This window comes from Drancourtella sp. An12, assembly GCF_002160935.1.
Classification (GTDB): Bacteria; Bacillota; Clostridia; order Lachnospirales; family Lachnospiraceae; genus Sellimonas; species Sellimonas catena.
This window is the reverse complement of the sequence record NZ_NFLO01000013.1, coordinates 1-26,912: the sequence shown is the minus strand read 5'-3', so window position 1 is coordinate 26,912 and position 26,912 is coordinate 1. Positions and strand designations below refer to the sequence as shown.

Genomic DNA, 26,912 nt, shown 5'->3' with positions numbered 1-26,912 from the left:
GGTTCAGAGATTGGACATTATTATTTCGATTATACTTGGAATCATACAGGGAATTACCGAGTGGCTGCCGATCAGCAGTACCGGACATCTGCTTCTGGCAGAAGAGTTTCTGCATATGAGTGTCAGCAATGAATTTGTAAATATGTTTAAAGTGGTGATTCAGCTTGCGTCGGTGATTGCAGTCATTGTTTTGTATTTTCACAAGCTGAATCCGTTTTCATCACGGAAGACGCCGAAACAGCGGTGGAACACGATAGAGCTTTGGATGAAGGTGGCGGTTGCGTGCATTCCGTCAGCAGTCGGACTGTTCATCGATGACATTGTGGATGAAAAGCTGTCCAACTATGTTGTGATTTCCCTGATGCTTATCATTTACGGTGTACTTTTTATCGTTATTGAAAAGTGGAACAAACACAGGAAACCGGGAGTGACAAAGCTGAAAGAGCTCACCTACTGGACCGCATTTGGAATCGGATGCTTCCAGGTACTTGCGATGGTTCCGGGTACGTCACGTTCCGGTGCGACAATCGTGGGAGCCCTTTTGATTGGTGTGGCAAGACCGGTGGCAGCGGAGTTTACCTTCTTTCTTGCGATTCCGACCATGGTAGCGGCAAGCGGACTGAAACTGATCAAATTCGGATTCAATTATACGGGACATGAGATTGCGGTTCTGCTGACAGGATGTGTCGTATCGTTCCTCGTTTCAGTCTTTGCGATCAAATTCCTCATGGGATACATTAAGAAGCACGACTTTACCGTGTTCGGATACTACCGGATTATTCTGGGTGTCGTTGTGCTGGGATATTTCCTGATTTTTACTTAAAATCATAATGCGAGACGGAGAAAGTGGATTTGATGCGCCGGGCATGGAATCCACTTTCGCAGTTTTGACAGAATACAAAAACAGAAAGGAGAAACAGGATGGGATATGAGCATGAACTGATTATTCCAAATGAAGGCTTTCCGTTTAAACTGTTCCGGTTTGAAGGGAAAGACGGACATTATGTGCGGGAGAAACACTGGCACCGCTCCATCGAGATTTTTGCAGTGTTTGAAGGGACGCTGACCTTTTTTATCAATGAGGAGAAGTATCCGCTGAAACCGGGAGAATTTATTCTTCTGAATTCCAATGAGATTCATTCAGTTGTATCACCCCTTCCAAATCATACGATTGTTCTGCAGATTCCCATGAATGTATTTCGGAATTATTATGCTCAGGATGGAATGATTCTTTTTACACACAGTCCGAGAAGGCAGGATCAGAAGATTATGGAGCTGATGGAGAGCATGTACCGGGACATTCAGATAAAAGAGACCGGATACGAGTGGAAGGTGCAGAGCGATTTTTTCATGCTGATTTATCTGCTGGTCACAAAGTACCGGAAACAGGAGATTCTTCCGGAGGAGATCCGGCATTACCGGAAGCTGAACCGGCTTTCCATGATTACCGGATATATCCGGGATAATTATACAAAAGATCTGTCCCTGGAGACGGTGGCAGAGATTTTCGGCTACTCGCCGTCCTACCTTTCCCGCATGTTCCAGAAATATGCCAGGACAAATTATAAGACTTTCCTCCAAGATGTCCGGGTAGAGTACGGTTTTCAGGAACTTGCCAACACGGATCACACCATCGGGGAGATCGCCATGAATCACGGCTTCCCGAATCAGAAGGCATTTACAAGGGAATTCAGGAAGAAGTACGGGATTCTTCCGAGCGAATACCGAAAAAGACAAAAAAGTGCCATGGATTAGCTAAATTATTGGTGGATAAGGACAAAAAAGAACTGCTATAATCATTTTAACAGAGCCGAAATTCAGGAGGAAGAAAAGATGAGTCTGGAAATGAATATGCCAAAAGTAAAATTAGGAATCGTTGCGGTGAGCAGAGACTGCTTTCCGGAGAGCCTTTCCGTGACAAGAAGGGAAAACCTTGTAAAAGCCTACTCGGCAAAATATGATGCGGAAGATATTTATGAATGCCCGGTGTGCATCGTGGAAAGTGAAATCCATATGGTACAGGCACTGGAGGATATTAAAAAAGCAGGATGCAATGCGCTTTGCGTATACCTTGGAAACTTTGGACCGGAAATCTCCGAGACCCTTCTTGCAAAACATTTCGATGGACCGAAAATGTTCGTGGCGGCAGCAGAGGAAACAGGAGATGATCTCTGCCAGGGAAGAGGAGATGCATATTGCGGAATGCTGAATGCAAGCTATAACCTGGCACTTCGCAATATCAAAGCCTATATTCCGGAGTACCCGGTAGGCGATGCAGAGGACTGCGCGGATATGATCCACGAATTCCTGCCGATTGCAAGAGCTGTGATTGCCCTTCAGGATCTGAAGATCATCAGCTTTGGACCACGTCCGTTGAATTTCCTTGCATGCAACGCGCCGATCAAACAGCTTTATAACCTCGGTGTGGAGATCGAGGAAAACTCCGAACTGGATCTGTTTGAAGCATTCAACAAACATGAGGGAGACGAACGGATTCCGGCCATTGTAAAAGAAATGGAAGAAGAACTCGGAGCAGGCAACAAGAAACCGGAAATCCTCACCAGACTTGCACAGTATGAACTGACATTAAAAGACTGGATCCGGGATCACAAAGGATACAGAAAATACGTGACCATCGCAGGAAAATGCTGGCCGGCATTCCAGACACAGTTCGGTTTTGTGCCATGCTACGTCAACAGCCGTCTGACCGCACAGGGCATCCCGGTATCATGTGAAGTTGATATTTACGGAGCACTCAGCGAATTCATCGGAACCGTCGTAAGCCAGGATGCCGTAACGCTGCTTGACATCAACAACACCGTACCAAAAGATCTGTACGAAGCAGACATCAAAGGAAAATACGACTATACACTGAAAGATACATTCATGGGATTCCACTGCGGCAACACCGCATCCGGAAAACTCACCTCCTGCGAGATGAAATATCAGATGATTATGGCAAGAACCCTTCCGGAAGAGGTGACACAGGGAACACTCGAAGGAGACATCGTACCTGGAGACATTACATTCTACCGCCTCCAGAGCACCGCAGACAACAAACTGCGCGCATACATTGCTCAGGGAGAAGTTCTTCCGGTGGCAACCAGATCCTTCGGATCCATTGGAATCTTCGCAATTCCGGAAATGGGAAGATTCTACCGCCACGTCCTCATCGAAGGCAACTACCCGCACCACGGCGCAGTCGCATTCGGACACTACGGAAAAGAACTGTACGAAGTATTCAAATACATCGGTGTCGACGTTGACGAAATAGGCTACAACCAGCCAAAAGGCGTAAGATACAGAACAGAAAACCCATTCGCTTAAACATTTTTGTTTAACGGGGACGTGTTCCGATGCACCGGAACACGTCCCCAATGAAAATAGGAAGAGAAAAAGGAGGCAGAGCCTATGTTATATCTTGGTGTGGATCTTGGAACATCGGCGGTGAAGCTTTTGCTGATGGACGGACAGGGAGAGATCCGGAAGATTGTTTCCAGAGAATACCCGATTTCCTTTCCGCATCCGGGCTGGTCGGAGCAGAATCCAGAAGACTGGTACGAGAAGAGTATTGAGGGAATCCGGGAGCTGACTAAAGATGTGGACAGGTCGGAAGTGGCAGGGATCAGTTTTGGCGGACAGATGCATGGTCTGGTCGTGCTGGATGAGAAGGATGAGGTAATCCGTCCGGCGATCCTCTGGAATGACGGCCGTTCGACAAAGGAGACGGATTATTTAAATGAAGTGATCGGACGGGAAAAGCTGTCTGCATATACGGCCAACATTGCGTTTACGGGATTTACAGCGCCTAAAATTCTCTGGATGAAAGAAAATGAGCCGGAGAAGTTTGCGCGGATCAGGAAAATCATGCTTCCGAAAGATTACCTTGCGTACCGGCTGTCCGGGACGTTTTGCAGCGACTATTCGGATGCGTCCGGTATGCTTCTGATGGATGTGAAGAACAAGTGCTGGTCCAAAGAGATGATGGAAATCTGCGGAATCAGCAGGGAGCAGTTGCCGGATCTTTATGAAAGCTATGATGTGGTCGGCACTTTGAAAAAGGCGGAGGCTAAAAAACTCGGACTGCCGGAGAGCGTGAAAATCATTGCGGGAGCCGGGGATAATGCGGCTGCGGCTGTGGGAACCGGAACTGTCGGCGAGGGAATGTGCAATATTTCCCTCGGAACGAGCGGTACCATCTTTATTTCCAGCCGGAAGTTTCAGGTAGACCGGTATAATGCGCTTCACTCCTTTGCCCATGCGGATGGATACTATCATTTGATGGGCTGCATGCTCAGCGCGGCATCCTGTAATAAATGGTGGATGCAAGATATTCTTGGAACATCGGAGTTTACAAAAGAGCAGGAAAAGATCGTAAAGCTGGGAGAAAATCAGGTGTTCTATCTTCCGTATCTCATGGGAGAGCGTTCCCCGCACAATGACCCGATGGCACGGGCAACATTTACAGGGATGACGATGGACACGACGAGAGAAGAGATGACGCAGGCGGTACTGGAAGGTGTTGTATTCGGACTGCGGGATTCTCTGGAAGTGGCGAGAAATCTTGGAATTCAGATTGAACGGACGAAAATCTGCGGAGGCGGGGCAAAAAGCCTGCTCTGGAAAAAGATGGTAGCCAACATCATGAATCTGAAAGTGGATGTGATTGAAAGCGAGGAGGGGCCGGCGCTTGGAGGAGCAATTCTGGCGGCAGTCGGATGCGGTGAGTTTGAAAGTGTTGAGGAAGCGGCCGCGAAACTCGTAAAAGTGGTGGAAACCGTGGAGCCGGATGAGGATCTGACAGAGAAGTATGAGGAATGTTATCAGAAATTCCGGAAAATTTACCCTGCATTGAAACCGGTCTTTCGTAAGATTGTATCTTAAATGAAAAGGAGAGGCAGTCGTTTCTATAGATGGAAGCGGCTGCTTCTTGTTTCTTTTTCCGATTCGTGTTACTGTAAGAGGGACAGAAAAAAAGAAGGAGATCATAATGAGAGAATCGATTTTATTAATGAATTTCAAAGATAAAAAACAGATGAAAGGGATTCAGATGACGGCCTTTCTGTTGAAATTGAAAATCCGGATGGTAGAAGAGAAGGATTTCCTTCAGCCGCTCGGATATCTGGCGGGAGTGGAAGGAATTGAACCGTCAGACGAAGTATTTCAGGGAGAAGCTCCGGAGCATGAGATTCTGGTGTTTGCCGGCGTGCCGGATGCGAAGCTTCAGAGGATGCTGGCTGAGATGCGTAAAAACGGTATCAAAAAGGTGGATCACAAGGCGATTCTGACACCGACGAATGTATACTGGAACACAATCGAACTGTATGAGGAGCTGGACAAGGAGCATCAGGCGATCCAGAAAGGACAGCAGGCTCACGAAGGCAGCAGTCCGGAGGAGAACGCATGAAATATACAGGGATAGAAAAGGCGGTCTTTCTTGAGAGGCCGAACCGGTTTATTGCCTATGTCAACGGCATCAGGGGACAGGAGGAAGTGACAGAGACAGTTCACGTCAAAAATACAGGACGATGCCGGGAGCTGCTGCTTCCGAATGCGGAAGTGTACGTGCAGCATTCGGACAATCCGAACCGGAAGACGAAATGGGATCTGATCGCGGTGAAAAAGGACGGTCAGATCATCAACATGGACTCTCAGGTGCCGAACAAGGCAGCGGGAGAGTGGATCCGGGAAGGAAACCTTTTCGCGGATATGGTGCGGATCAAGCCGGAATATCAGTATGGAAATTCCAGAATTGATTTCTGCGTGGAGACCAGAGAGAAGAAGATCCTGATTGAAGTCAAAGGAGTCACCCTGAAAGAAGGAGAGACAGCGAAATTCCCGGATGCGCCAAGCGAACGGGCGGTGAAGCATCTGGAAGAACTGATGCGTGCTGTGGATGAAGGATGGGATGCTTATGTTTTTTTCGTGATTCAGATGAAAGGTGTGAAAGAGATCCTGCCGAATGTGGATACTCATCCGGAATTTGCACGGGCACTGTGGAAAGCGAGGGAAAAGGGCGTGCACCTGATTGCAAGGGACTGCATTGTCACAGAAGATGAGATCCGGATCGATCAGGAGATCCCGGTCCGGTTCCCGGAGGAGATGGAAGAAGAGAAACCGCAGGAGCGTCTAAAACATCTGCCGGAGCCGTTGACTGCATGGTTTCGGAAGGAGCAGCGGGATCTGCCGTGGAGAAAGGATGCGACAGCCTACCATGTGTGGGTATCTGAAATCATGCTGCAGCAGACGAGGGTAGAGGCAGTAAAGCCGTTTTATGCCCGTTTCCTTGACGCATTGCCGACCATACAGGATCTGGCGGACGCGCCGGAGGAGAAGCTTCTGAAACTGTGGGAAGGACTTGGGTATTACAATCGTGTGCGTAATATGCAGAAAGCGGCCAGACAGATCGTGGAGCTCTATGAAGGGGAAATGCCGGCAGATTATGACCAGATTCTTTCTCTTTCCGGAATCGGCAGCTATACGGCAGGAGCCATCAGTTCCATCGCATATGGAATTCCAAAGCCTGCGGTAGACGGAAATGTCCTCCGTGTCCTGACCAGGATTCTGGCGGATGGAGAGGATATTATGAAAGCCTCCGTCAAAAAGCGGATGGAAGGACTGCTGGAAGAAATTATTCCCGCAGATGCGGCAAGCGATTTTAACCAGGGCCTGATTGAGCTGGGTGCCATCGTCTGTGTCCCGAACGGGGAGCCGAAATGCAGTAAATGTCCGGTAGAGGAGTTCTGTCTGGCGCATCAGAGAGGAGCAGAGCTTTCCTACCCTGTTAAGAAAAAGGCGAAAGCAAGAAGGATTGAGGAGAAAACCGTCTTTATACTAAAAGACGGGGAGAACATTGCTCTTCATAAACGTCCGTCATCCGGCCTGCTGGCAGGACTCTATGAGTTCCCGAATGTAAAAGGAAAACTGACTCAGGAGGAAGCAATCCATCATATTGCGGAGCTTGGACTTTCACCGCTTCGGATTCAAAACATTGGAGAGGCAAAACATATTTTCAGCCATGTGGAGTGGCACATGACCGGATATGCGGTGAGAGTGGACGAGCTGGAGAAAATATCCGCAAAGAATCTGGTTTTTGCGCATCCGGAAGAAATTCAGAAAGAATACCCTGTTCCGGCAGCATTTGAAGCCTATACAGACCAGATCGGCATTCTGATCGGGCAGGAAAAATATGAGCAGGAAAACCTATAGAAAAACATAATAAAACTATAGATACATGACAAATATCAATTAGCCCCATCCTGTCAGAAAATGTTACCATATAAGGTAGATAGGCGAAGACAGGAGGAAAAAAATGGAACTGATTAAAGAATTACCAGATGTATTTGAAGAATTTGCTGAACAGAGACAACAGTCATTTCTGGGCATTAAGGAGTTAAAAGACAAGGGCGTGCCGATTGTAGGCACATTCTGTACATATTTTCCACAGGAAATCGCGATGGCAATGGGAGCAGCTACAGTGAGTCTTTGCTCCACATCCGACGAGACGATTCCGGCGGCTGAGAAGGATCTGCCAAAGAACCTGTGCCCGCTGATCAAATCCAGCTACGGCTTTGCGGCAACAAAGAAGTGCCCGTTTTTCTATTTTTCCGATCTGGTTGTAGGAGAGACAACCTGTGACGGGAAAAAGAAGATGTACGAATACTTAAGCCAGTTCAAGGATGTCTTCACAATGGAGCTTCCGAACCGACAGACAGAGGACGGACTTCAGCTCTGGAAAAATGAAATCATCCGCTTCAAAGAATATCTGGAGCAGAAGTTTGAAGTGACAATCACGGAAGAGCAGATCAGAGATGCTGTCAGAGTGCAGAATGAAGGAAGAGTGGCACTGAAGCGTCTGTATGAGCTGATGAAACTGGATCCGGCTCCGATGAAAGGACAGGATCTGTTTAAAGTGTTATACGGAAGTACATTCAAACCGGACAGATCCAAGATTCCGGCAGAAGTGAATGCGATCGCTGACAAGATCGAAAAGGAATACGCAGAAGGAAAGATGGAAGAAAAGAAGCCTCGTATTCTTGTGACAGGATGCCCGATCGGCGGAGCGACAGAGAAAGTGATCAAAGCCATCGAGGACAACGGCGGAATCGTTGTTACTTTTGAAAACTGTTCCGGAGCAAAATCCATTGACAAGCTTGTGGATGAAGATACAGACGATATCTATCAGGCAATCGCTGAGAGATATTTAAGCATCGGATGCTCTGTCATGACACCGAACCCGAACCGTCTGGAACTCCTTGGAAGACTGATGGACGAGTATCAGGTAGACGGAGTGGTAGAGATGATTCTTCAGGCATGCCATACATACAATGTAGAGAGTCTTGGAATCCGCAGATTCGTAAATGAGGAAAAAGGAAAACCGTACATCAGCGTTGAGACAGACTATTCTCAGGCAGACATCGGACAGCTCAACACGCGTATCGCTGCGTTTATTGAAATGCTTTAAAACAGGAATCGGAAAGAGAACCCAAATAAACTATCCCCTTCAGGATCCGTGCCTTACCGCATGGACTCCAAAGGGGATATTTTTATTTCGGGTTTATTAATCACCCATGGCTTTTTTAACAGAATGCTTTGTGACTTTCGGGCGGAATACCTTTCTGGATTCTCTGACGTATACGACTGGATAAAGCAGAGTTGCCATGCAGCCTGCCAGTGTCACATCGATTACGGAATGCTGCTTTAAAAACATCGTGGCAAGGATGATGGATATTCCGAGAACCAGAGATCCGTAATGGATCACCTTGCGGCTCGAAAGTGTTTTGTTGTGTGAGATGGCAATGCAGACACCGATAGAGTTAAATACGTGAATACTTGGAAGAACATTTGTCGGAGTGTCTGCCTTGTACAGCGTTTTGACCATATCCACAAAAATATTGTCCCGCTCGAATTGAACCGGGCGAAGATCAAGACCGTTTGGATAGAGGGTCGAAATAATTAAAAATATGGTCATTCCGGTAAAAAGGAAAGCGGCCATTTTGTAAAATCCGGATACATCGTGAAAGAAGAACCAGAGAAAAGTGACCGCAATAAACGCAAACCACAAAAGATACGGGACGATAAAATATTCTATAAAAGGAATATAGTCATCGACCGCTGCGTGAATCACGTGAAAATCGGAATTTGCTGTTACGTGTTGCTCAAGATAGTAAAACCAGGGTAAATAAAGAAAAATATACAAAAATACCCAGGCATGTTTATATCGGTAAATCAAAGCTTTGCATTTACTTCTTGAAAACATTCGGATTTCTCCTTTTAACGAAAATGATGAAAGTAAGTGAACCGGATTAATCCAGATTCAATGTTGTCTCAGCTATATTATTGTTTGAACCGAAAGTTTCATAAAGCTGAAGAGTCACATCGGACTGATCAAGAAGAATAAAGGAGGTGCACACACGCACGCTGTCGCCCTGACTGACTTCTGCGCTTTCATTTTCTGACAGTGGTTCATCCGAGACAATCGTAGGATCCAGAGTGGTATCATCCTGCAGTGCCTTGAAAGTAACGGCAACAGATGGAACCAGGGTTTCGGAACCTTTATTTGTAATTGTGTAATAAACCATAAGAGCCTGTTCGCCCTCATAATCTGTTCCGATATCAGATTTTTCAAATGAGACGGTAAAATCATCCGTGGTCAGACGAAGATTTTTACCGGAACTTGCCGAACTCTGCGGAACCACATACTGAGCCGCATAGTAGGCACCGGCTGCAACCGCAACTGCAACGATGAAAACAAGTACCCGGAGGGCAACATGGATCTCTTTGGCACAGCCAAGTGCAAAGAGCAGAAATGCTCCAAACAAAGCAGACACAAAGAGCAGAATCTGTACAGTCATGACAGAACCCGGGATAAAGAATCCTCCTACGGCTCCTCCAAGATAAAAAATGCAAGGTACAATAAATGCCGGCACGCTGTTCCTGCGATGAGTAATTAATACCACAAGACCACCGATCAGGAAGCAGACTGCAAGTACCATACCGGCAATTCCTGTCAGTCCCGGCGTATGTATAAAGGTAGTAAAGATACCTGAATCATAAGCCTGGTAAGCAAGAAAAGCGGCGCATAGGATCGATACAATTCCAATCAGAACACGGAAACCACCGAAAACCGGAATTACATCATCAGCTTCCGAGTCATCAGAAGTTTCGTCTTTTATATTCAGCATGGCCTCATAATTGGCCTTCATTTCTTTTTCACGCTCATTCCTTACCTCTTCCGGAGGGATGTTGGAATAGGTCTGTCCTTCCGGTTCTGCCGTTTCTGTTTCAGAAGATTCTTCCTGAACAGATTCTTCCTGAATAGATTCTTCCGAAACAGTTTCTTCTTCAGGTTCTTCCGGAGATGTTTCTGTTTGATCGGCTTCTGCCTGAACCGGCTCTTCCTGAACATTTTCTTCTGGAGTCATGCTTGTCTGAGCTTCTTCTGCCTGAATTTCTTCTGTCTGGTTAGTTTCTGTCTGAGTTGTTTCATCTGGCTCTTCCGGCTTTACCGGTGCAGGTTTTTTCCTGCGGACAGGTCTGGCAGACTGAAACCGGTCCAGAGTTTCCTGGCTGAATTTCTTTTTGCAGGAATCACATAAAAAATAGCCAGGAGTTTTTTTGCTTTCCCGCAGTTCATTACCACATTTCGGACATTTCATAGCGTTTCTCCCCTTTTCATTTGTATGTCCATCATCTGATGACAGTCACTATATTATACCATCAGTAAATCTTAGTATACCACAATTCTGTGAAAAGAGATTGAATATTTTATAAATATTTTAAGATACGATCACTTTTAAAGGACAGGCCTCGATAGAAGCTGTAAAACATCGTTGTAAAAAAACAGGTTCGCCGTCTGTATGTACGGGAAGGGCACTGGCTGTATGGATGGAAACTTTTTTGCAGCGGAATAAATGGACACCGTGAAATTTTGTATGTTTCCCGAAAAGCGCGAATGGAAGAGTAAGAAGAAGAGCCGGAGCCTTCAGGCCGGATACGACCAGAACATTAAGTTGTCCGTCGTCCGGCCGGGCATCAGGACAAAAATAAAATCCGCCGCCTTCACAAGGGTGGTTCATCACTGCAGCAAACCATCCTTTTGGAAAGGACACCTCTTTTTCATCATCAAGGACGATATGGAAAGGGCAGGTGGATGTAAGTAAAAGCCGGTGAAGCGCAATGACGGCATAGGTAAATTTCCCGAGATGAATCCGGTTCAGTATCCGCTTCCACTTTGAAACAACCGCTTCGTGGCAGATTGCGGCATCGAAACCTATGCCGGCACTGACTGCAAAACGCCGGTGTTTCCCTTCGTATGACATGGTTCCAACGTCCATGTGTACGGTCCGTCCTGGATTCAGGATAATTTCCAGAGCGCGCAGAGGATCATTTGGGATACCAAAGCTGCGGGCAAAATCGTTGCTGGAGCCGGTTGGGATATAACCGAGTGTAACCCGCTCCGGAAAGCAGATCCCGTTAATGACTTCATTCAAAGTGCCGTCTCCGCCGAGAACCACAAGAACACGGGAAGATCCGTCGGAGGTAAGCTCCCGGACATATGTGGTGGCTTGCCTTTGATATTTTGTGAAAAAGGCGGTATAACAGATTTGGCGCTGTTCTAGCTGAGCCTCAACGGTGTGCCAGATTGTGAGTCCTTTTCCAGAGCGGGAGTGCGGATTGATGATAAAAGTGTACATAATTCCTCCTGAAATTTTCTGAAATAAAAACCGCCTTCGGAGAATGGCAGAAACAGCCGGATCTCCGAAGGCAGAAATAAAATCAGTGCATATTATCTGTCAGAACGAGGCATCGCCCATGCCTGATGATCAGTATGTAACAGCTGGTGGGCACGGTGAGACAGCGGCTGTCCCATAAAGTCCGCATACAGCTTCTGTACATCAGGATTTTCGTGGGAAAAACGAAGTGGTGCATTCTTGTCCAGGAAGTAGAGGCTCTGTCCTCTTTCGTAGGCAAGTTCTTCGCCATCGTGGATGATCTGTCCGCCTCCGCCTACACAGCCGCCAGGGCATGCCATGACTTCCACGAAATCATAATGGACTTCTCCGTGTTCGATCTGCTGCAGCAGACGTCTTGTATTTCCAAGTCCGCTTACAACAGCAGCTTTCACAACGGCATCGCCAATCTGGATTTCTGCTGATTTCACGCCTTTTCCGTCATTGCGTACAGCCTTAAATGCGTCCGGATCCGCATTTCTTCCGGTTACAAGATAGTAAGCGGAACGAAGAGCAGCTTCCATAACACCGCCTGTTACACCAAAGATAACGCCGGCGCCTGTATATTCTTTCATCAGTCTGTCAAATTCCCGATTCTCAAGAGAATGCGGCGGAATGTGGGCAGAACGGATCATGCGCGTCAGCTCACGTGTGGTCAGAACCACATCGGTATCATGACCGGCGTATTCTTCATAGAAAAGCTCCATATTGCGCTCTCCTTTTTTCGCGACGCAAGGCATGATGGAAATTGTAAAAATACGATCCGGACTTACATTGATGGAATCTGCAAAGTAAGTCTTCATCACTGCGCCAAACATCTGCTGAGGAGATTTGGCTGTGGAAAGCTGAGGCACCAGATGCGGGAACTGGGATTTGATGAAACGGATCCATCCAGGACAGCAGGATGTAAACATCGGACGTAATTTCGTCTCTCCTTTAGTAAAACGTTCCAGAAATTCATTTCCCTCTTCCATGATCGTAAGATCGGCGGAGAAGCTGGTGTCAAACACATAGTCAACTCCGATCTTGTGAAGAGCATCAGCGATTTTGTTGACTGTAGCATCTTCACGTGAAAGACCAAGAGCCTCGCCCCATGCAGTACGGACAGCCGGAGCGATCTGTGCTACTGTGATTGTGTCTTTATCTGCAATTGCATCCCAGACTTTTTCTGTATCGTCGCGCTCGCGCAGAGCACCAACCGGACAATGAGTAATACACTGTCCGCAGAGGGAACAGTCTGCTTCTTCAATCTTACGGCCGCCTGATACATTGACTGTAGAGCGGGAGCCGGTTCCTTCCAGATCCCAGATGTGCAGGCTCTGAACCTTGTCACAGATCTGGATACAGCGCATACATTTGATACATTTTGCGGAATCCCGGATCAGCGGGAAATCCTTGTTCCATGGCTGGCGTTCGATACGCTCGCCGAATGGAAGCTCCAGAATATTCAGGTCGTTGGCAATCTTCTGAAGAGAACAGTTGCCGCTGCGGACACAGGTCGCGCATTTGCAGTCATGCTGGGAAAGAATGAGCTGCACGGTATTACGGCGGTCCGCACGTACCTTCGGGCTGTTTGTATAAAGAACCATGCCTTCCTGAACAGTGTTGTTACAGGAGGTGATCAGGCGGTCCTTACCTTCCATTTCTACTACGCAGACACGGCAGGCAGCGATTTCGTTGATATCTTTCAGATAACAGAGTTTCGGAATGATGATTCCGTTTTGAGCTGCCGCATCCATAATCGTGGTACCTTCCGGTACACAGATTTCTTTATTGTCGATTTTAAGATTTACCATACTTTCTCGCGGCCTCCTTTAAATATTCCAAAACCAAAGTGGTCGCAGCGCAGGCAGCGGTTTGCCTCCTGCTGTGCTTCCTGACAGGTCATGCATTGTTCTACACCGTCAAAGTCGTGGATACGCTCACAGGCTTCCCGCTCAGGAAGCTCAACACGTCCGCACGGTACACGGTCATCCAGATTCGGCTCCGGAATCTCGACATCACAAGTGATTTCGTGATGGTATCCCAGATATTCATCAATATTTGCGGCAACAACCTTTGCGGCCGCGATCGCGCGGATTACGGTAGCAGGACCGGTAGCGCAGTCTCCGCCGGCAAAAACTCCAGGAAGATTGCTGAATCCGCCGAATTTTTCAGCCATGATTTTTCCTCTTTCTACAGGAAGCCCGGCTTTTTCAAAATGTTCTGTTTCAATGTTCTGCCCAATGGCAACGATCAGGGTTGTACATGGAACAAACTCATCCGGAAGTCCGGACGGTTTGACACTTGCGCGTCCTCCTTTGATCTGGCTGATCATCTGCGGTGTCACATAGATACCGCGGATATGTCCGTTTTCATCCGTCTCGATGCGGGAAGGAGCGCGTAATGTGCGGATTTCCACGCCTTCTGCAATGGCACCTTCAATTTCGGCCGGAAGCGCAGTCATGTCTGCGGTACGGCGGCGGTACAGGATGCTGACTTTTTTCGCACCAAGTCTGACAGCAGAACGAACAGCGTCCATGGACACATTTCCGCCTCCGACAATGGCAACTTCCTGTCCGGTAAGATCCGGGTTAATACCTTTTCCTACATCACGGAGGAAACGGACTGCGGACATTACGCCCTCGGCGTCCTCGCCTTCGATGCCGAGTTTTTTATCTGTGCTGGCTCCGATAGTGATCAGGACTGCATCGTAGGAAGCGCGCAGTTCCTGTACGGTGATGTCCTGCCCGATACGGAGACCGTATTTTACTTCGACGCCGGTATCAAGAATTGCCTGAATGTCTTCGTTGAGACGGTCTTTCGGAAGACGGTAGTTTGGAATACCATAACGGAGCATACCGCCAAGTTCCGGAAGCATCTCATATACAGTTACCTGATGTCCCATAAGCTGCAGATAGTATGCGGCACTTAATCCTCCAGGGCCGCCTCCGATGACTGCGACAGTCTTTCCGGTGGAAGGAGCACATTCCGGCGGAGGTACCTTTCCGGCATAGTCCGCAGCCATCCGCTTCAAACCGCGAATATTGACAGCATCATCGACCATATTACGGCGGCATCTTGCCTCACACGGATGTTCGCAGATAAATCCGCACGTGGTCGGGAACGGATTGTCTTTCCGGATCAGCCGGATAGCATCGGCGTAGCGTCCTTCGCGTACGAGAGCGATATAGCCCGGGATGTCAACGTGGGCAGGGCAAAGTGCAACACATGGAACAGGCTGGTTGTAGGTACATGTACAACGTCCGTTCCGGATATGCTCTTCATAGTCTTCACGATAACCGATCAAGCCTTTATAAACCATATTGGCAGCTTCATATCCGATGGCACAGTCCGCGGTCTCCATAATTGAACGGGCGGTACGCTCCATCAGGTCAAGGGTTTCCATTGTAGCCTTTCCATTCAGAACATCTGTGATCAGATGTTTCAACTGTAAAAGACCAATACGGCATGGTACACATTTGCCGCATGTCTGAGCATGGCACAGTTCGAGGAACGCCCTCGAGATATCTACAGGGCAGAGTCCCGGCGGGCTTGCTTCAATCCGCCGCTCTAAATCTTTGTATAATCCCTCAACGACCAGCTGCGCTTTGCTCGGGGTAGGGAGTTCTAGTCTGCTCATATCTTTTCACCTCACAATTTCATTTTACGAATCACGTATACTTCTATTTTACAACATGTCAGAAAAATACACAATAGAAGTTAAAAAATAGACAATGAAATTGGGAGGAATGTACAAAACATAGAAAATGCCTATAAATGAAGAAATATATCAGGATAACCGATTTGATTTTGCAGGGGGCCGGGGATATAATAAAAGCATCAAAGGTAAACAGTTACCAAAGTAAGAATTACAAATTCCCTTCTAAAATGAAAAGACCTTTCAGAAACGCTTATCTGAAAGGTTTTTGCCATTTCTAAACTGTTTTGTTCCCTGACGGGAAGCGAAACCACACTATTTCAGAACACTGTCCAGATATTTCCCGAGTGAACGCTCCATATTTCCGTCAAAGTCTGTATTTCCGTCCCGCAGACACCATTCAAAGACATTTCCGATGACAATCATCCGGATATCGGTGGAGATCTCATCCAGGGACAGGCTGGCAGATACAGTGCCGGCTTCCAGTGCACGAGCCAGGTAATCCGTTACTGTTACGATCGGATAAGGCCGCTTTGTGCGGATGGCCGGATTTAGAGCCTGGTTTTTTGGCGTGTAATAGTTGGATATAAAAGCGACACCGAGCTCTTTGCAGTAGCTGACATAATTAAGATAGACAAGAATGATTGCCCTTTTTGCCTCGGCGGCATTTTCCGGGAGTTCCAGACAGTCCGGATCGATCGTAGGCTGTTCTTCTATATAATAGGAAAGCAGGTCATCTTTTGTTTTAAAGTGATGATAAAAGCTTCCGTTGGATACGCCTGCTTCTTCACAGATGTTTTTGATGGAGAGTGCATCGTACCCTTTCCTCTGAAGAATACTCTTCGCGGCGGAAAAGATCCGGTTTTTCGTTTCAAGAGATTTTTGCTGCTGCTTTGACAGAGTCTGTCCGTTCGTTTCTTTCATAATCAGTGCCCTCCTTATCATCCAAAATATAACATAGGAAGAGTCAGATTTCAAGAAAAACAGAGCAAACTCTGTTTTTATGAAGTTGCGCAGAAAAAGACCTTCCGCTATAATGACAGGGAAGTACTTTTTTGGAAAGGAATCAAAAAATGGATATTATTCAGAAGATTACGGAAGAACTGAATGTAAAAAAATGGCAGGTCGAAGCGGCAGTCGGACTGATTGATGAAGGAAACACGATCCCGTTTATTGCAAGATACAGAAAAGAAGCAACCGGAACACTGGATGACGAGCAGCTCAGAAAACTCCATGAGAGACTTACTTATCTTCGGAATCTGGAGGAGAAGAAAGCGCAGGTGCTCTCAAGCATCGAGGAGCAGGGAAAGCTTACCGAAGAACTGAAAGCTCAGATTCAGGAGGCGCAGACCCAGGTGGCGGTGGACGATCTGTACCGCCCGTACCGTCCGAAAAGAAGAACGAGGGCGACAATCGCAAAAGAAAAAGGACTGGAGCCGCTTGCGGCGCTTCTCCTTTTACAGAAGTTGAAAGAGCCGGCGATTGAGGCGGCCAAAGCCTATGTATCGGAGGAAAAGAATGTTGCCTCCCCTGAAGAGGCACTTGCCGGCGCACAGGACATTCTGGCTGAGATGATCTCCGATGAGGCAAAATACCGGACGAGAATCCGGAAGATGACGTTCCAGAAAGGAAAGATTGTTTCAGAGGCAAAGGATGAAAAGCAGGAATCGGTCTATGAGATGTACTATGAGTTTGAGGAAGCAGCATCCAGGATTGCCGGTCATAGAATTCTGGCTCTGAACCGGGGAGAAAAAGAAAAAATTCTGACGGTCAGAATGGAAGCGCCGGAAGAAGAAATCCTCCGCTATCTGGAAAAACAGATTATTCATGGGGATAATCCATATACAGAACCTGTATTAAAAGAGGCGGTCAAGGACAGCTACAGTCGTCTGATTGCGCCGGCCATTGAGAGGGAAATCCGCAATGAACTTACGGAAAAGGCGGAGGACGGGGCCATTGCTGTGTTCGGGAAAAATCTGACACAGCTTCTTATGCAGCCTCCGATTACAGGACGGGTTGTGCTTGGCTGGGACCCGGCATTCCGGACCGGATGTAAACTTGCGGTTGTGGATCCGACCGGAAAAGTGATCGGAACGACAGTGATTTATCCGACAGCGCCGACTACCCCTGCCAAAATCAAGGCATCCAAGGACCTTCTCAAAAAGATTATTCCGAAGTATCATATCAGCCTGATTTCTCTTGGAAACGGAACAGCATCCAGAGAATCGGAACAGTTTATTGTGGAACTGTTAAAAGAAATCCCGGAAGAGCACGTACAGTATGTGATTGTAAATGAGGCGGGAGCGTCAGTGTACTCCGCAAGCAAGCTGGCATCGGAAGAATTTCCGAATTTTGATGTGGGACAGAGAAGTGCCGCGTCAATTGCAAGAAGGCTTCAGGATCCGCTTGCAGAACTTGTAAAGATTGATCCAAAATCCATCGGGGTCGGCCAGTACCAGCATGATATGAACCAGAAAAAGCTGACGGAAGCGCTGAATGGCGTGGTGGAAGACTGTGTCAACAAGGTCGGTGTAGATTTGAATACGGCATCTGCTCCGCTTTTATCCTATATTTCCGGTATCTCAAACACAATCGCAAAAAATATTGTGGCTTACAGAGAAGAAAACGGAAGATTTACAAACAGAAAGCAGCTTTTAAAGGTGCCGAAACTTGGACCGAAGGCATATGAGCAGTGTGCGGGATTTATGCGGATCGAAGGCGGGGATAATCCGTTTGACAGGACAAGCGTCCATCCGGAATCCTACGAAGCGGCAGAAAAACTTCTGAAAAAGCAGGGATTCACAACAGAGGATTTAAAAGCAGGAAATCTTGCAGCCCTTCCGGCCACCATCCGCGACTACCGGAAACTGGCAGAAGAGCTTGGAATCGGTGAGATCACTCTGCATGATATTGTAAAAGAGCTGGAAAAGCTGGCCAGAGATCCAAGAGAAGAGATGCCGAAACCGATTCTCAGGACCGACGTTCTGGAAATGAAAGACTTAAAAGAAGGGATGGTTCTGAAAGGAACGGTTCGCAATGTCATTGACTTCGGGGTGTTTGTGGATATCGGCGTTCATCAGGATGGTCTGGTACATATTTCCGAAATCACCGACAAAAAGTTTATCAAACATCCGTTGGAAGCGGTCAGTGTGGGTGATATCGTGGATGTTAAAGTACTGAGTGTGGACCTCAAGAAAAAACGGATTCAGCTTACTATGAAAGGAATCCGGTAAAGAATGCTGCTTACCCTGAATGTAAAAGACAAAAAGGTATTGAATTTTCCAAAAGACTGTTCTATACTAAATGTTAACAGGAAAAAATTCTTCGGGGTCGGGTGAAAGTCCCAACCGGCGGTGAAAGTCCGCGACCTGCCATTGGCAGCTGATCCGGTGCAATTCCGGAACCGACAGTACAGTCTGGATGAGAGAAGAAATGTACGAATCGTCAGATATCTGTATCTGAAGCAGAGCATCAAACCCCGGAACATATGGTTCCGGGGATTTTTTTGTACATTCCCATTTCCATAAGGGAAACTTTATGGCAGGAAGAGTTTCTTTTCTGAATTGAGTCTATCATTCAAAAAAAGGAGAGAAGAAACATGGAAAACACGCAGAAAAACACACAAATAAGAAGAAGAAGCAGTACGAAAGTCAGATCGATGGCCCAGGTCGGCATGCTTGCAGCGGTAGCTACCGTCCTGATGCTTTTTGAATTTCCGCTTCCTTTTGTACCGAGCTTTTACAAACTGGATATCAGTGAAATCCCGGTCCTTCTTGGAACATTTGCGATGGGTCCTGTGGCGGGAGTTATGACAGAATGTATCAAGATTCTTCTGAATTTCGTGATTAATGGGACTACAACAGGCGGTGTGGGAGAGATCGCAAACTTCCTGATCGGATGCAGTCTCTGTGTGCCGGCGGGTCTGATTTATCAGAAGATGCACACAAAAAAGGGAGCGATGATCGGACTTGCAGCAGGAACAGTATTCATGACGCTGATCGGATGCGTGCTCAATGCCTATATCCTGCTTCCGACCTATGCTGCAGCATTTGGAATGCCGCTTGATACGATTGTTCAGATGGGGCATGCATTGAATCCGGCAATTGACGGAGTTGCAACTTTTGTGATCCTTGCAGTGGCACCGTTTAATCTGATCAAGGGTATTCTGGTATCGGCAATTCTGCTTTTGATCTATAAGAAAGTCAGTCCGGTCCTCCATAGAGTAAATGAGTAAAAATGACAGAAAATTACTAAACCGAAACCTCTGCTGTGCGCAGAGGTTTTTCTGATCCTGGAAAAATCAGGAGATTCTTCGCAAACTTGCTGTTGTAACCGCGGACAGGATGCGTTATAATTTCAATATTCGGAAATATGGAGGAATACAGATGAAACCAAGTTTTGAAGTGAAAATGACACAGGAAGCACTTTTTGAATTTCTTATGTTTCATACATATCACGGGATCAAGGGAATTTTATACCTCGTAGTGGGAGTTGCCTGCTGGATCGGTGCGATTATAAGTTTTGCGATGGGCAGGGTTTCCTGGGGGCTGGGGCTTGTGTTTGTTTTTGCAACTCTTTTGTTTGTTGTACCATCGATCTTAAAGTTCAGTGCAGCCAGTCAGTTAAAGAAAAGTAAAATCTACAACACGCCGATCCGCTATACGCTGGAAAAAGACGGGCTCAGAGTAGAGCGTGCCGGAAAAAATAAAATCACTCCGTGGAAAGATATGTACCGCGTTATGATGACACCGAATCTGGTGGCGATTTATCAGACACCGTATGCGGCATTTATTTTCCCGAACAGTGATATCGGACCGCAGATGGATCCTCTGAAGAAGACATTGCGGACATTGTTCCCGGAGGAGCTGATTGAGGATAATTCCGGTAAGATCCTTCCGTTTCTGTTTTCAAGAAAGAAGAAAAAGAAAAAATAGGGAGGAGACACTATGGTAAGAGAGACATATTCAGAGCAGGAGACGTTTGAGCTCGGAAAAGAAATCGGCGAATCGGCCCAAAGCGGAGATGTCTTTACTCTGGAAGGGGATCTTGGCGTCGGCAAGACGATTTTTACAAAAGGGCTTGCGTACGGACTTGGAGTACGTGAGGATGTTGTAAGTCCGACCTTTACGATCGTGCAGGAATACGAAGACGGGCGTCTTCCGTTCTATCATTTTGACGTGTACCGGATTGGAGACGTGGAAGAGATGGATGAAATCGGATATGAAGATTACATTCACGGTGAAGGCGTATGTCTGATTGAGTGGGCGAATCTGATTGAGGAGATTCTACCGGAAACAAGAATCCGGATCGTGATTGAAAAAGATCTGGAAAAAGGATTTGATTACAGAAAAATTTCTATCAATAAACTGGAGGGATAATAATGTCAAAGATTATATTAACAGGGGACAGACCGACTGGAAAGCTTCATGTCGGACATTACGTCGGTTCTCTGAAAGGGAGAGTAGAGCTTCAGAATTCGGGAAAATATGATGAAGTGTTTATCATGATTGCGGATGCTCAGGCTCTGACAGACAATGCGGACAATCCGGAGAAGGTGCGCCAGAATATTATTGAGGTTGCGCTTGATTACCTTTCCTGCGGACTGGATCCGGAAAAAGCAACGCTTCTGATTCAGTCACAGATTCCGGAGCTTTGTGAGCTTTCCTTTTATTATATGAATCTGGTAACCGTATCAAGGCTCCAGAGAAATCCAACGGTAAAATCCGAAATTCAGATGAGAAACTTTGAGGCGAGCATTCCGGTCGGATTTTTCACCTATCCGATCAGCCAGGCAGCGGATATCACCGCATTTAAGGCAACGACAGTTCCGGTCGGTGAAGACCAGCTGCCAATGCTGGAGCAGACAAAGGAGATCGTGCGGAAGTTTAATTCCGTTTACGGAGAGACGCTGGTAGAGCCGGAAGTTCTGCTCCCATCCAATCAGGCATGTCTGAGACTTCCGGGTACAGACGGAAAGGCAAAGATGAGCAAGTCTTTGCATAACTGTATTTACCTTTCCGACAGTGCGGACGATGTGAAAAAGAAGATTATGAATATGTTTACCGATCCGAACCACCTGAAGGTTTCTGACCCTGGAAAAGTGGATGGAAATCCGGTATTTATCTATCTGGATGCATTCTGTAAAGACCGTCATTTTGAAGAATTCCTTCCGGAATATGCAAATCTGGATGAACTCAAAGCCCACTATACACGCGGTGGCCTTGGCGATGTGAAGGTAAAACGCTTCCTCAATGAAGTGATCCAGGAGGAACTGGAGCCGATTAGAAAACGGAGAAAAGAATACGAAAAAGACATTCCGGCAATCTACGAGATCCTGAAAAAGGGAAGCGAGAAAGCGGAAGAAGTAGCGGCAAAGACACTCTCTGAAGTGAAGGCTGCCATGAAGATCAATTATTTCGATGATGCCGAGCTGATCAGAGAGCAGGCAGAGCGATTCCAGAAATAGAAGGGGCGTTATTATGCGGATACTGGCACTGGACAGTTCGGGCCTGACAGCAAGTGTGGCTGTTGTGGAAGACGAACAGATCCTGTTTGAATATACGATGAATTATAAAAAGACACACTCTCAGACATTGCTGCCGATGCTTGATGAGGCGGTCCGGATGACCGGACTTTCTCTCGGATCGGTGGATGCGATTGCTGTGGCAGGAGGGCCGGGGTCTTTTACCGGACTTCGGATCGGTTCTGCGACTGCGAAAGGACTGGGACTTGCACTTGATAAGCCGCTCATCCATGTGCCGACGGTCGATGCCATGGCATACCGAATGTTCGGATGCAGCGGGCTGATTTGTCCGATCATGGATGCAAGAAGAAATCAGGTGTACACAGGAATCTACCGGTTTGAAGAGAAGTTTGAAACAGTAAAAGAGCAGTTGGCGGAGGACATTACCGTCCTTGCCGGAATGCTCAATGAGCTTGGAGAACGCGTTGTATTTCTCGGGGACGGAGTGCCTGTATACCGGGAGAAAATTGAGGAGACAGTAAAAGTGCCGTATGTTTTTGCACCGCCTCATATGTGCAGGCAGAGTGCGGCGGCAGTCGGCGCGCTTGGACTGGTTTATGCGAAAAAGGGAAAGACAGAGCATGCGCGGGATCACAAACCGGACTATCTCAGGATGTCCCAGGCGGAGAGGGAGAGACTGGAACGAGAAAAGGAACAACAACATGATTGCCCGTAAGGCCAATGAAGAAGATGCAGCCCGGATTGCAGAGATAGAACGGGCTGTTTTTTCTGATGCGTGGAGTGAAGATGCAGTCAGGGAGACGATGTGCCAGAAAACGGCGGAAATCTACGTGGCAGAGGATAGGAAAACAATTGTCGGGTACATTGTGATTTATACAGTGCTTGATGAAAGTGAAGTTGTTCGGATTGCCGTTGACACCGGATTCAGGGAAAGAGGAACAGGAGGCTTTCTTCTTGACACCGTAATTTCAGAAGGCGCATTGAAAGGAACTGCCGTATGGCATCTTGAAGTCCGGAAAAGTAATATGGCAGCACGCGCCCTCTATCAAAAGAAGGGGTTCCGGGATGTCGGAATCCGAAAAGGATTTTACGATAATCCGAAAGAGGATGCGGTTCTGATGACAAGAAGTCTGGAAACCGTTTCCGGTGTACAGGAAGAACGGGACAGACTATAATAAAGGCGTAACAAAAGCGAAACGAAAGTGGAGGGATTTGTATGCGCCGCTATACGATGAAAGAAAGAAGAGAAACAGAAACGATTTTCTGCAACGGGTGTGGAAAAGAAATCAAGATAAAGGATGGCGTAATACGGGAAGGGCTTATTTCTGTAGAAAAAAGATGGGGATATTTTTCTAATAAGGACAACGAGGTGCACCGTTTTGATCTTTGCGAGGAATGCTATGACAGGATGGTTTCGCAGTTTGTGATTCCGGTGGAGAAGGAAAATGAAGTCTGACCAGACAGTCCCCTCCCGGTATGCAGCTGTTCTTTACTGAGAATAAAAGACTTGCTCTTTTTGTGGAAGAAAAGTCAATGATAGGACAGTTAGGAGAGAAAAAATGCTGGATGTTTGTTTGTTGGGAACCGGCGGCATGATGCCGCTCCCATATCGTTGGCTGACGTCACTGATGATGCGCTATAATGGAAGCAGTATTCTGATCGACTGCGGAGAGGGAACACAGATAGCGATCAAAGAAAAAGGATGGAGTTTTAAGCCGATTGATGTGATCTGCTTTACTCATTTTCATGGAGATCACATCAGCGGGCTTCCCGGACTTCTGCTTACCATGGGGAATGCGGACAGGCAGGAGCCCCTCACCTTGATCGGGCCGAAAGGGCTGGAACGGGTAGTGAATGCACTGCGCATTATTGCACCGGAACTACCTTTTGAGCTGCGTTTTATGGAAATCACAGAGGCGCAGCAGACGTTTGAGATGGAAGGATATCGGATCCGCGCTTTCCGGGTAAACCATAACGTGACCTGTTACGGATATACGATCGAGATTGACCGGGCCGGCAGATTTGATGTAGAACGTGCCGCGAGTCACGAGATTCCTCAGAAATTCTGGCGCTTTCTCCAAAAAGGGGAGACCATCGAAGACGGAGACCGGATTTACACACCGGACATGGTGCTTGGACCACCGAGGAAAGGGATCAAACTTACATATTGTACCGATACACGGCCGACAAAATCGATCCGTGAGAATGCCGAAGGTTCGGATTTATTTATCTGTGAGGGAATGTACGGTGAGCCGGAGAAGGCGAAAAAGGCAGTGGAATATAAGCATATGACATTTTACGAGGCGGCGAAACTCGCCAGGGAGGCAGAGGTAAAGGAGATGTGGCTGACACATTACAGCCCGTCGTTGACAAGACCGGAAGAATACATGGACGAAGTACGGAAGATTTTTCCTTACGCAAAGGCGGGAAAAGACCGGATGAGCGTAGATCTGGATTTCCCGGAATCGTAATGGAGGTAGGAAGATGAGCGAAGAAAAAGATATTACAATACTGGCAATAGAAAGCTCCTGTGATGAGACAGCCGCGGCAGTTGTGCGAAATGGAAGAGAAGTTCTTTCCAACATCATTTCCTCTCAGATTGACCTGCATAAGCTGTACGGAGGAGTTGTGCCGGAAATTGCTTCCAGAAAACATATAGAGAAAATCAACCAGGTAATCGAAGAGGCACTTTCTGAAGCAAAGTGTACCCTGGATGATATTGACGCGGTAGCGGTAACATACGGACCGGGACTTGTCGGAGCACTGCTTGTGGGAGTGGCTGAAGCGAAGGCGATTGCCTACGCCAGAAACCTTCCTCTGATCGGAGTGCACCATATTGAAGGGCATATCTCGGCAAACTATATTGAGAATAAAGAATTGGAACCACCGTTTCTGTGTCTGGTGGTATCCGGAGGGCATACACATCTTGTATGTGTGGAAGACTATGGAAAATATAAAATTCTCGGAAAAACGAAGGATGATGCGGCAGGGGAAGCGTTTGACAAAGTAGCCCGTGCCATTGATCTTGGCTATCCGGGAGGCCCGAAAATCGACAAGCTTGCAAAAGAGGGAGATCCGAATGCTATTGAATTTCCAAGAGCGCATGTCGGAGACTCGGTATACGACTTCAGTTTCAGCGGAGTAAAATCTGCAGTGCTTAATTATATCAATGGGTGTAAAATGAAACAGATTGAATATAACCGGGCAGATATTGCGGCATCCTTCCAGAAAGCGGTGACCGATGTGCTGGTAGACCATGCCATGATCGGAGTCGAAAACTATGGATTGAAGAAATTGGCGATTGCAGGCGGCGTCGCATCCAATTCTGCTCTGCGCGCAGCTATGGGTCAGGCATGTCAGGAAAGAGGAATCGAATTTTACCATCCTTCTCCGATTCTCTGCACGGATAATGCGGCTATGATCGGAGCAGCGGGATATTATGATTATAAAAACGGAATCCGAAGCGGATGGGATCTCAACGCAGTGCCGAATCTGAAACTGGGAGAGCGTTAGAAAGCAGGAGGAGCCATGAAAGCAAAAGGGATTGCGGTCGTGCTTGCGGCAGGACAGGGAAAGAGAATGGGCGGAACCATTCAAAAGCAGTATATGGATTTGTGCGGGAAACCGGTACTTTATTATACATTGAAGGCGTTTGAAGAATCAGAAGTGATCGATCAGATCATACTTGTATCAGGAAAAGAAGAAAAAGACCAGGTAAGAGAATCAATTGTAGACTTTTATGGATTTCAGAAAGTGACACAGATTACAGAAGGCGGAAAAGAACGGTATGATTCTGTCTGGAATGCGCTTCAGATAGTTGACAAGATGGAAGATAAGGAAGAGAGCTATGTATTTATCCATGACGGAGCCAGACCTCTTGTAGACGATTCTATATTAAAACGTACCTATGAAGAGGTGAGACGAAGCGGGGCATGTGTAGCGGGAATGCCGGTAAAAGACACGATCAAAATTGTTAATGAGAATCTGGAAACAGAAGAAACACCTGACAGAAAAAAGATGTGGATGATACAGACACCACAGGTTTTCAAGGCGCCGCTGATTATAGAAGCATATCGGAAGATGATGGCTGTCCCGCACAGTCATGTGACAGATGATGCCATGGCTGTGGAAATGGTGATGAAGCACCCTGTAAAGATGGTGGAAGGATCCTATAAAAATATTAAAATAACAACGCCGGAAGATCTGAAAATTGCGAAAGTGTTTTTAAAATAAAACGTGTTTGCGCCCTGAGAAGAAAGACATTTTCAGGCCGGAAAAGAAAGTTGCAAAATATGTAAATTATTTGTTGACAAGGAGAATCACTTCTGATAGAATAATCATTGTTCGCTGAGCGAACAGAAAATGTTTGTAAATACGGCAGTATGGAGAGGTATCGAAGTGGTCATAACGAGGCGGTCTTGAAAACCGTTTGTCCGCAAGGGCGCGTGGGTTCGAATCCCACCCTCTCCGCTTTATACAGACAGTCCTGGAGAAATACCCAAGAGGCTGAAGGGGCTCCCCTGGAAAGGGAGTAGGTCGTTAATAGCGGCGCGAGGGTTCAAATCCCTCTTTCTCCGTTTCGCAGGAATAAAAATGTCAAAAAACTCTTGACATTACACAACTGCGATGGTAAAATAAACAAGCTTACACTGCTGATGCAGAAAAGCGGAATCACAACAGTTTACTGACGAGCGTGCTTGAAAAAAATAAAAAAAGTGCTTGACAGAAACGAGCGGATGTGATAACCTAATATAGCTGTCGCGAGAGAGCGGCAACGAAAACTAAGAACTTTGATAACTGAACAATAGACAACGATCCCTGAAAATTCATGAGAATTATTCAGAACAAGGAACTTCAAGTTCCACAAACCAGACAACAGTAACGGGATGGATTAGCGAGAGTTGATCTTGACCGGAACAAACACTTTTAACGAGAGTTTGATCCTGGCTCAGGATGAACGCTGGCGGCGTGCCTAACACATGCAAGTCGAACGAAGCACTTTCTTTAGATTCTTCGGATGAAGAAGACTGTGACTGAGTGGCGGACGGGTGAGTAA

At 46.9% G+C, this 26,912-nt stretch carries 24 protein-coding genes, 2 tRNA genes, 1 rRNA gene and 1 riboswitch; of the genes, 21 read left to right on the top strand and 6 right to left on the bottom strand.

Features of this window, described 5'->3' with window-relative positions; translation table 11 throughout:
• Positions 1–10: 10 nt before the first annotated feature.
• The 7 genes from B5E64_RS11520 to B5E64_RS11490 all read left to right on the top strand — a co-directional run bounded on the left by B5E64_RS11520 (position 11) and on the right by B5E64_RS11490 (position 8,464).
• Positions 11–823 carry an undecaprenyl-diphosphate phosphatase gene (locus B5E64_RS11520; RefSeq protein WP_087168654.1) on the top strand — a complete coding sequence of 271 codons (813 nt, stop codon included), beginning with the start codon at positions 11–13 and terminating at the stop codon, positions 821–823.
• A 98-nt stretch (positions 824–921) separates the two neighbouring features.
• On the top strand, positions 922–1,755 hold the full coding sequence (locus B5E64_RS11515; protein ID WP_087168653.1) for an AraC family transcriptional regulator: 834 nt from the start codon (positions 922–924) through the stop codon (positions 1,753–1,755).
• Between the two features lie 78 nt (positions 1,756–1,833).
• Positions 1,834–3,327 (top strand): L-fucose/L-arabinose isomerase family protein, encoded by a 1,494-nt coding sequence (locus tag B5E64_RS11510; protein WP_242960173.1) that lies wholly within the window; start codon positions 1,834–1,836, stop codon positions 3,325–3,327.
• 84 nt (positions 3,328–3,411) lie between these two features.
• Positions 3,412–4,884, top strand: a complete 1,473-nt coding sequence (xylB, locus tag B5E64_RS11505; RefSeq protein ID WP_087168652.1) for a xylulokinase — start codon at positions 3,412–3,414, stop codon at positions 4,882–4,884.
• Positions 4,885–4,990: 106 nt separating this feature from the next.
• A complete protein-coding gene (locus B5E64_RS11500; RefSeq protein WP_138373569.1) occupies positions 4,991–5,407 on the top strand; it encodes a DUF3783 domain-containing protein in 417 nt (138 codons plus the stop codon).
• Positions 5,404–7,209, top strand: a complete 1,806-nt coding sequence (mutY, locus tag B5E64_RS11495) for an A/G-specific adenine glycosylase (RefSeq protein ID WP_087168650.1) — start codon at positions 5,404–5,406, stop codon at positions 7,207–7,209. The genes B5E64_RS11500 and mutY overlap by 4 nt, the downstream gene beginning before the upstream one ends.
• A 103-nt stretch (positions 7,210–7,312) precedes the next feature.
• Complete coding sequence (locus B5E64_RS11490; RefSeq protein ID WP_087168649.1) at positions 7,313–8,464, top strand: double-cubane-cluster-containing anaerobic reductase; 1,152 nt, start codon at positions 7,313–7,315, stop codon at positions 8,462–8,464.
• Positions 8,465–8,560: 96 nt separating this feature from the next.
• Here the strand turns inward: B5E64_RS11490 and B5E64_RS11485 are convergent, their stop codons facing one another.
• From B5E64_RS11485 to B5E64_RS11460, 6 genes are all read right to left on the bottom strand, one after another.
• Complete coding sequence (locus B5E64_RS11485) at positions 8,561–9,127, bottom strand: phosphatase PAP2 family protein (protein ID WP_343284063.1); 567 nt, start codon at positions 9,125–9,127, stop codon at positions 8,561–8,563.
• A gap of 178 nt (positions 9,128–9,305) precedes the next feature.
• Positions 9,306–10,658: a DUF5067 domain-containing protein gene (locus tag B5E64_RS11480; protein WP_087168647.1), complete on the bottom strand. Its 1,353-nt coding sequence runs from the start codon at positions 10,656–10,658 to the stop codon at positions 9,306–9,308.
• Positions 10,659–10,778: 120 nt separating this feature from the next.
• Positions 10,779–11,696 carry a diacylglycerol kinase family protein gene (locus B5E64_RS11475; RefSeq protein WP_087168646.1) on the bottom strand — a complete coding sequence of 306 codons (918 nt, stop codon included), beginning with the start codon at positions 11,694–11,696 and terminating at the stop codon, positions 10,779–10,781.
• Between the two features lie 92 nt (positions 11,697–11,788).
• Positions 11,789–13,528: a [FeFe] hydrogenase, group A gene (locus B5E64_RS11470; protein WP_087168645.1), complete on the bottom strand. Its 1,740-nt coding sequence runs from the start codon at positions 13,526–13,528 to the stop codon at positions 11,789–11,791.
• On the bottom strand, positions 13,522–15,354 hold the full coding sequence (locus tag B5E64_RS11465) for an NAD(P)-binding protein (protein WP_087168644.1): 1,833 nt from the start codon (positions 15,352–15,354) through the stop codon (positions 13,522–13,524). Before B5E64_RS11465 ends, B5E64_RS11470 begins: the two co-directional genes overlap by 7 nt.
• 333 nt (positions 15,355–15,687) lie before the next feature.
• Positions 15,688–16,296, bottom strand: coding sequence for a TetR/AcrR family transcriptional regulator (locus B5E64_RS11460; protein ID WP_087168643.1), 609 nt, complete (start codon positions 16,294–16,296; stop codon positions 15,688–15,690).
• A 149-nt stretch (positions 16,297–16,445) separates the two neighbouring features.
• Between B5E64_RS11460 and B5E64_RS11455 the strand changes: the two genes are divergently transcribed.
• From B5E64_RS11455 to B5E64_RS11390, 14 genes are all read left to right on the top strand, one after another.
• Positions 16,446–18,605 carry a Tex family protein gene (locus tag B5E64_RS11455; protein ID WP_087168642.1) on the top strand — a complete coding sequence of 720 codons (2,160 nt, stop codon included), beginning with the start codon at positions 16,446–16,448 and terminating at the stop codon, positions 18,603–18,605.
• An 83-nt stretch (positions 18,606–18,688) separates the two neighbouring features.
• A riboswitch (FMN riboswitch) is annotated at positions 18,689–18,808 on the top strand.
• 162 nt (positions 18,809–18,970) lie between these two features.
• Positions 18,971–19,606, top strand: a complete 636-nt coding sequence (locus B5E64_RS11450) for an ECF transporter S component (protein WP_087168641.1) — start codon at positions 18,971–18,973, stop codon at positions 19,604–19,606.
• A 151-nt stretch (positions 19,607–19,757) separates the two neighbouring features.
• Entirely contained in the window at positions 19,758–20,306 is a 549-nt protein-coding gene (locus B5E64_RS11445) for a YcxB family protein (RefSeq protein WP_162610181.1), read from the top strand.
• Positions 20,307–20,318: 12 nt separating this feature from the next.
• Positions 20,319–20,750, top strand: a complete 432-nt coding sequence (gene tsaE, locus B5E64_RS11440) for a tRNA (adenosine(37)-N6)-threonylcarbamoyltransferase complex ATPase subunit type 1 TsaE (protein ID WP_087168639.1) — start codon at positions 20,319–20,321, stop codon at positions 20,748–20,750.
• A 2-nt stretch (positions 20,751–20,752) separates the two neighbouring features.
• Positions 20,753–21,838, top strand: a complete 1,086-nt coding sequence (gene trpS / locus B5E64_RS11435; RefSeq protein ID WP_087168638.1) for a tryptophan--tRNA ligase — start codon at positions 20,753–20,755, stop codon at positions 21,836–21,838.
• Between the two features lie 13 nt (positions 21,839–21,851).
• Positions 21,852–22,571, top strand: a complete 720-nt coding sequence (gene tsaB, locus B5E64_RS11430) for a tRNA (adenosine(37)-N6)-threonylcarbamoyltransferase complex dimerization subunit type 1 TsaB (RefSeq protein WP_087168637.1) — start codon at positions 21,852–21,854, stop codon at positions 22,569–22,571.
• The gene (rimI, locus tag B5E64_RS11425) at positions 22,558–23,031 is read left to right on the top strand and encodes a ribosomal protein S18-alanine N-acetyltransferase (RefSeq protein WP_162610180.1); all 474 of its coding nucleotides are present in this window, start codon (positions 22,558–22,560) and stop codon (positions 23,029–23,031) included. Before tsaB ends, rimI begins: the two co-directional genes overlap by 14 nt.
• A 56-nt stretch (positions 23,032–23,087) precedes the next feature.
• The gene (locus B5E64_RS11420) at positions 23,088–23,312 is read left to right on the top strand and encodes a hypothetical protein (protein ID WP_343215518.1); all 225 of its coding nucleotides are present in this window, start codon (positions 23,088–23,090) and stop codon (positions 23,310–23,312) included.
• 103 nt (positions 23,313–23,415) lie between these two features.
• The gene (locus tag B5E64_RS11415) at positions 23,416–24,327 is read left to right on the top strand and encodes a ribonuclease Z (RefSeq protein WP_087168634.1); all 912 of its coding nucleotides are present in this window, start codon (positions 23,416–23,418) and stop codon (positions 24,325–24,327) included.
• Positions 24,328–24,340: 13 nt separating this feature from the next.
• Positions 24,341–25,369: a tRNA (adenosine(37)-N6)-threonylcarbamoyltransferase complex transferase subunit TsaD gene (gene tsaD, locus B5E64_RS11410; RefSeq protein ID WP_087168633.1), complete on the top strand. Its 1,029-nt coding sequence runs from the start codon at positions 24,341–24,343 to the stop codon at positions 25,367–25,369.
• A gap of 15 nt (positions 25,370–25,384) precedes the next feature.
• Positions 25,385–26,089, top strand: a complete 705-nt coding sequence (gene ispD, locus B5E64_RS11405; protein WP_087168632.1) for a 2-C-methyl-D-erythritol 4-phosphate cytidylyltransferase — start codon at positions 25,385–25,387, stop codon at positions 26,087–26,089.
• A gap of 151 nt (positions 26,090–26,240) precedes the next feature.
• Positions 26,241–26,326, top strand: a tRNA-Ser gene (locus B5E64_RS11400).
• A gap of 18 nt (positions 26,327–26,344) precedes the next feature.
• A tRNA-Ser gene (locus B5E64_RS11395) sits at positions 26,345–26,433 on the top strand.
• A 348-nt stretch (positions 26,434–26,781) separates the two neighbouring features.
• A 16S ribosomal RNA gene (locus B5E64_RS11390) occupies positions 26,782–26,912 on the top strand; the annotation flags it as partial.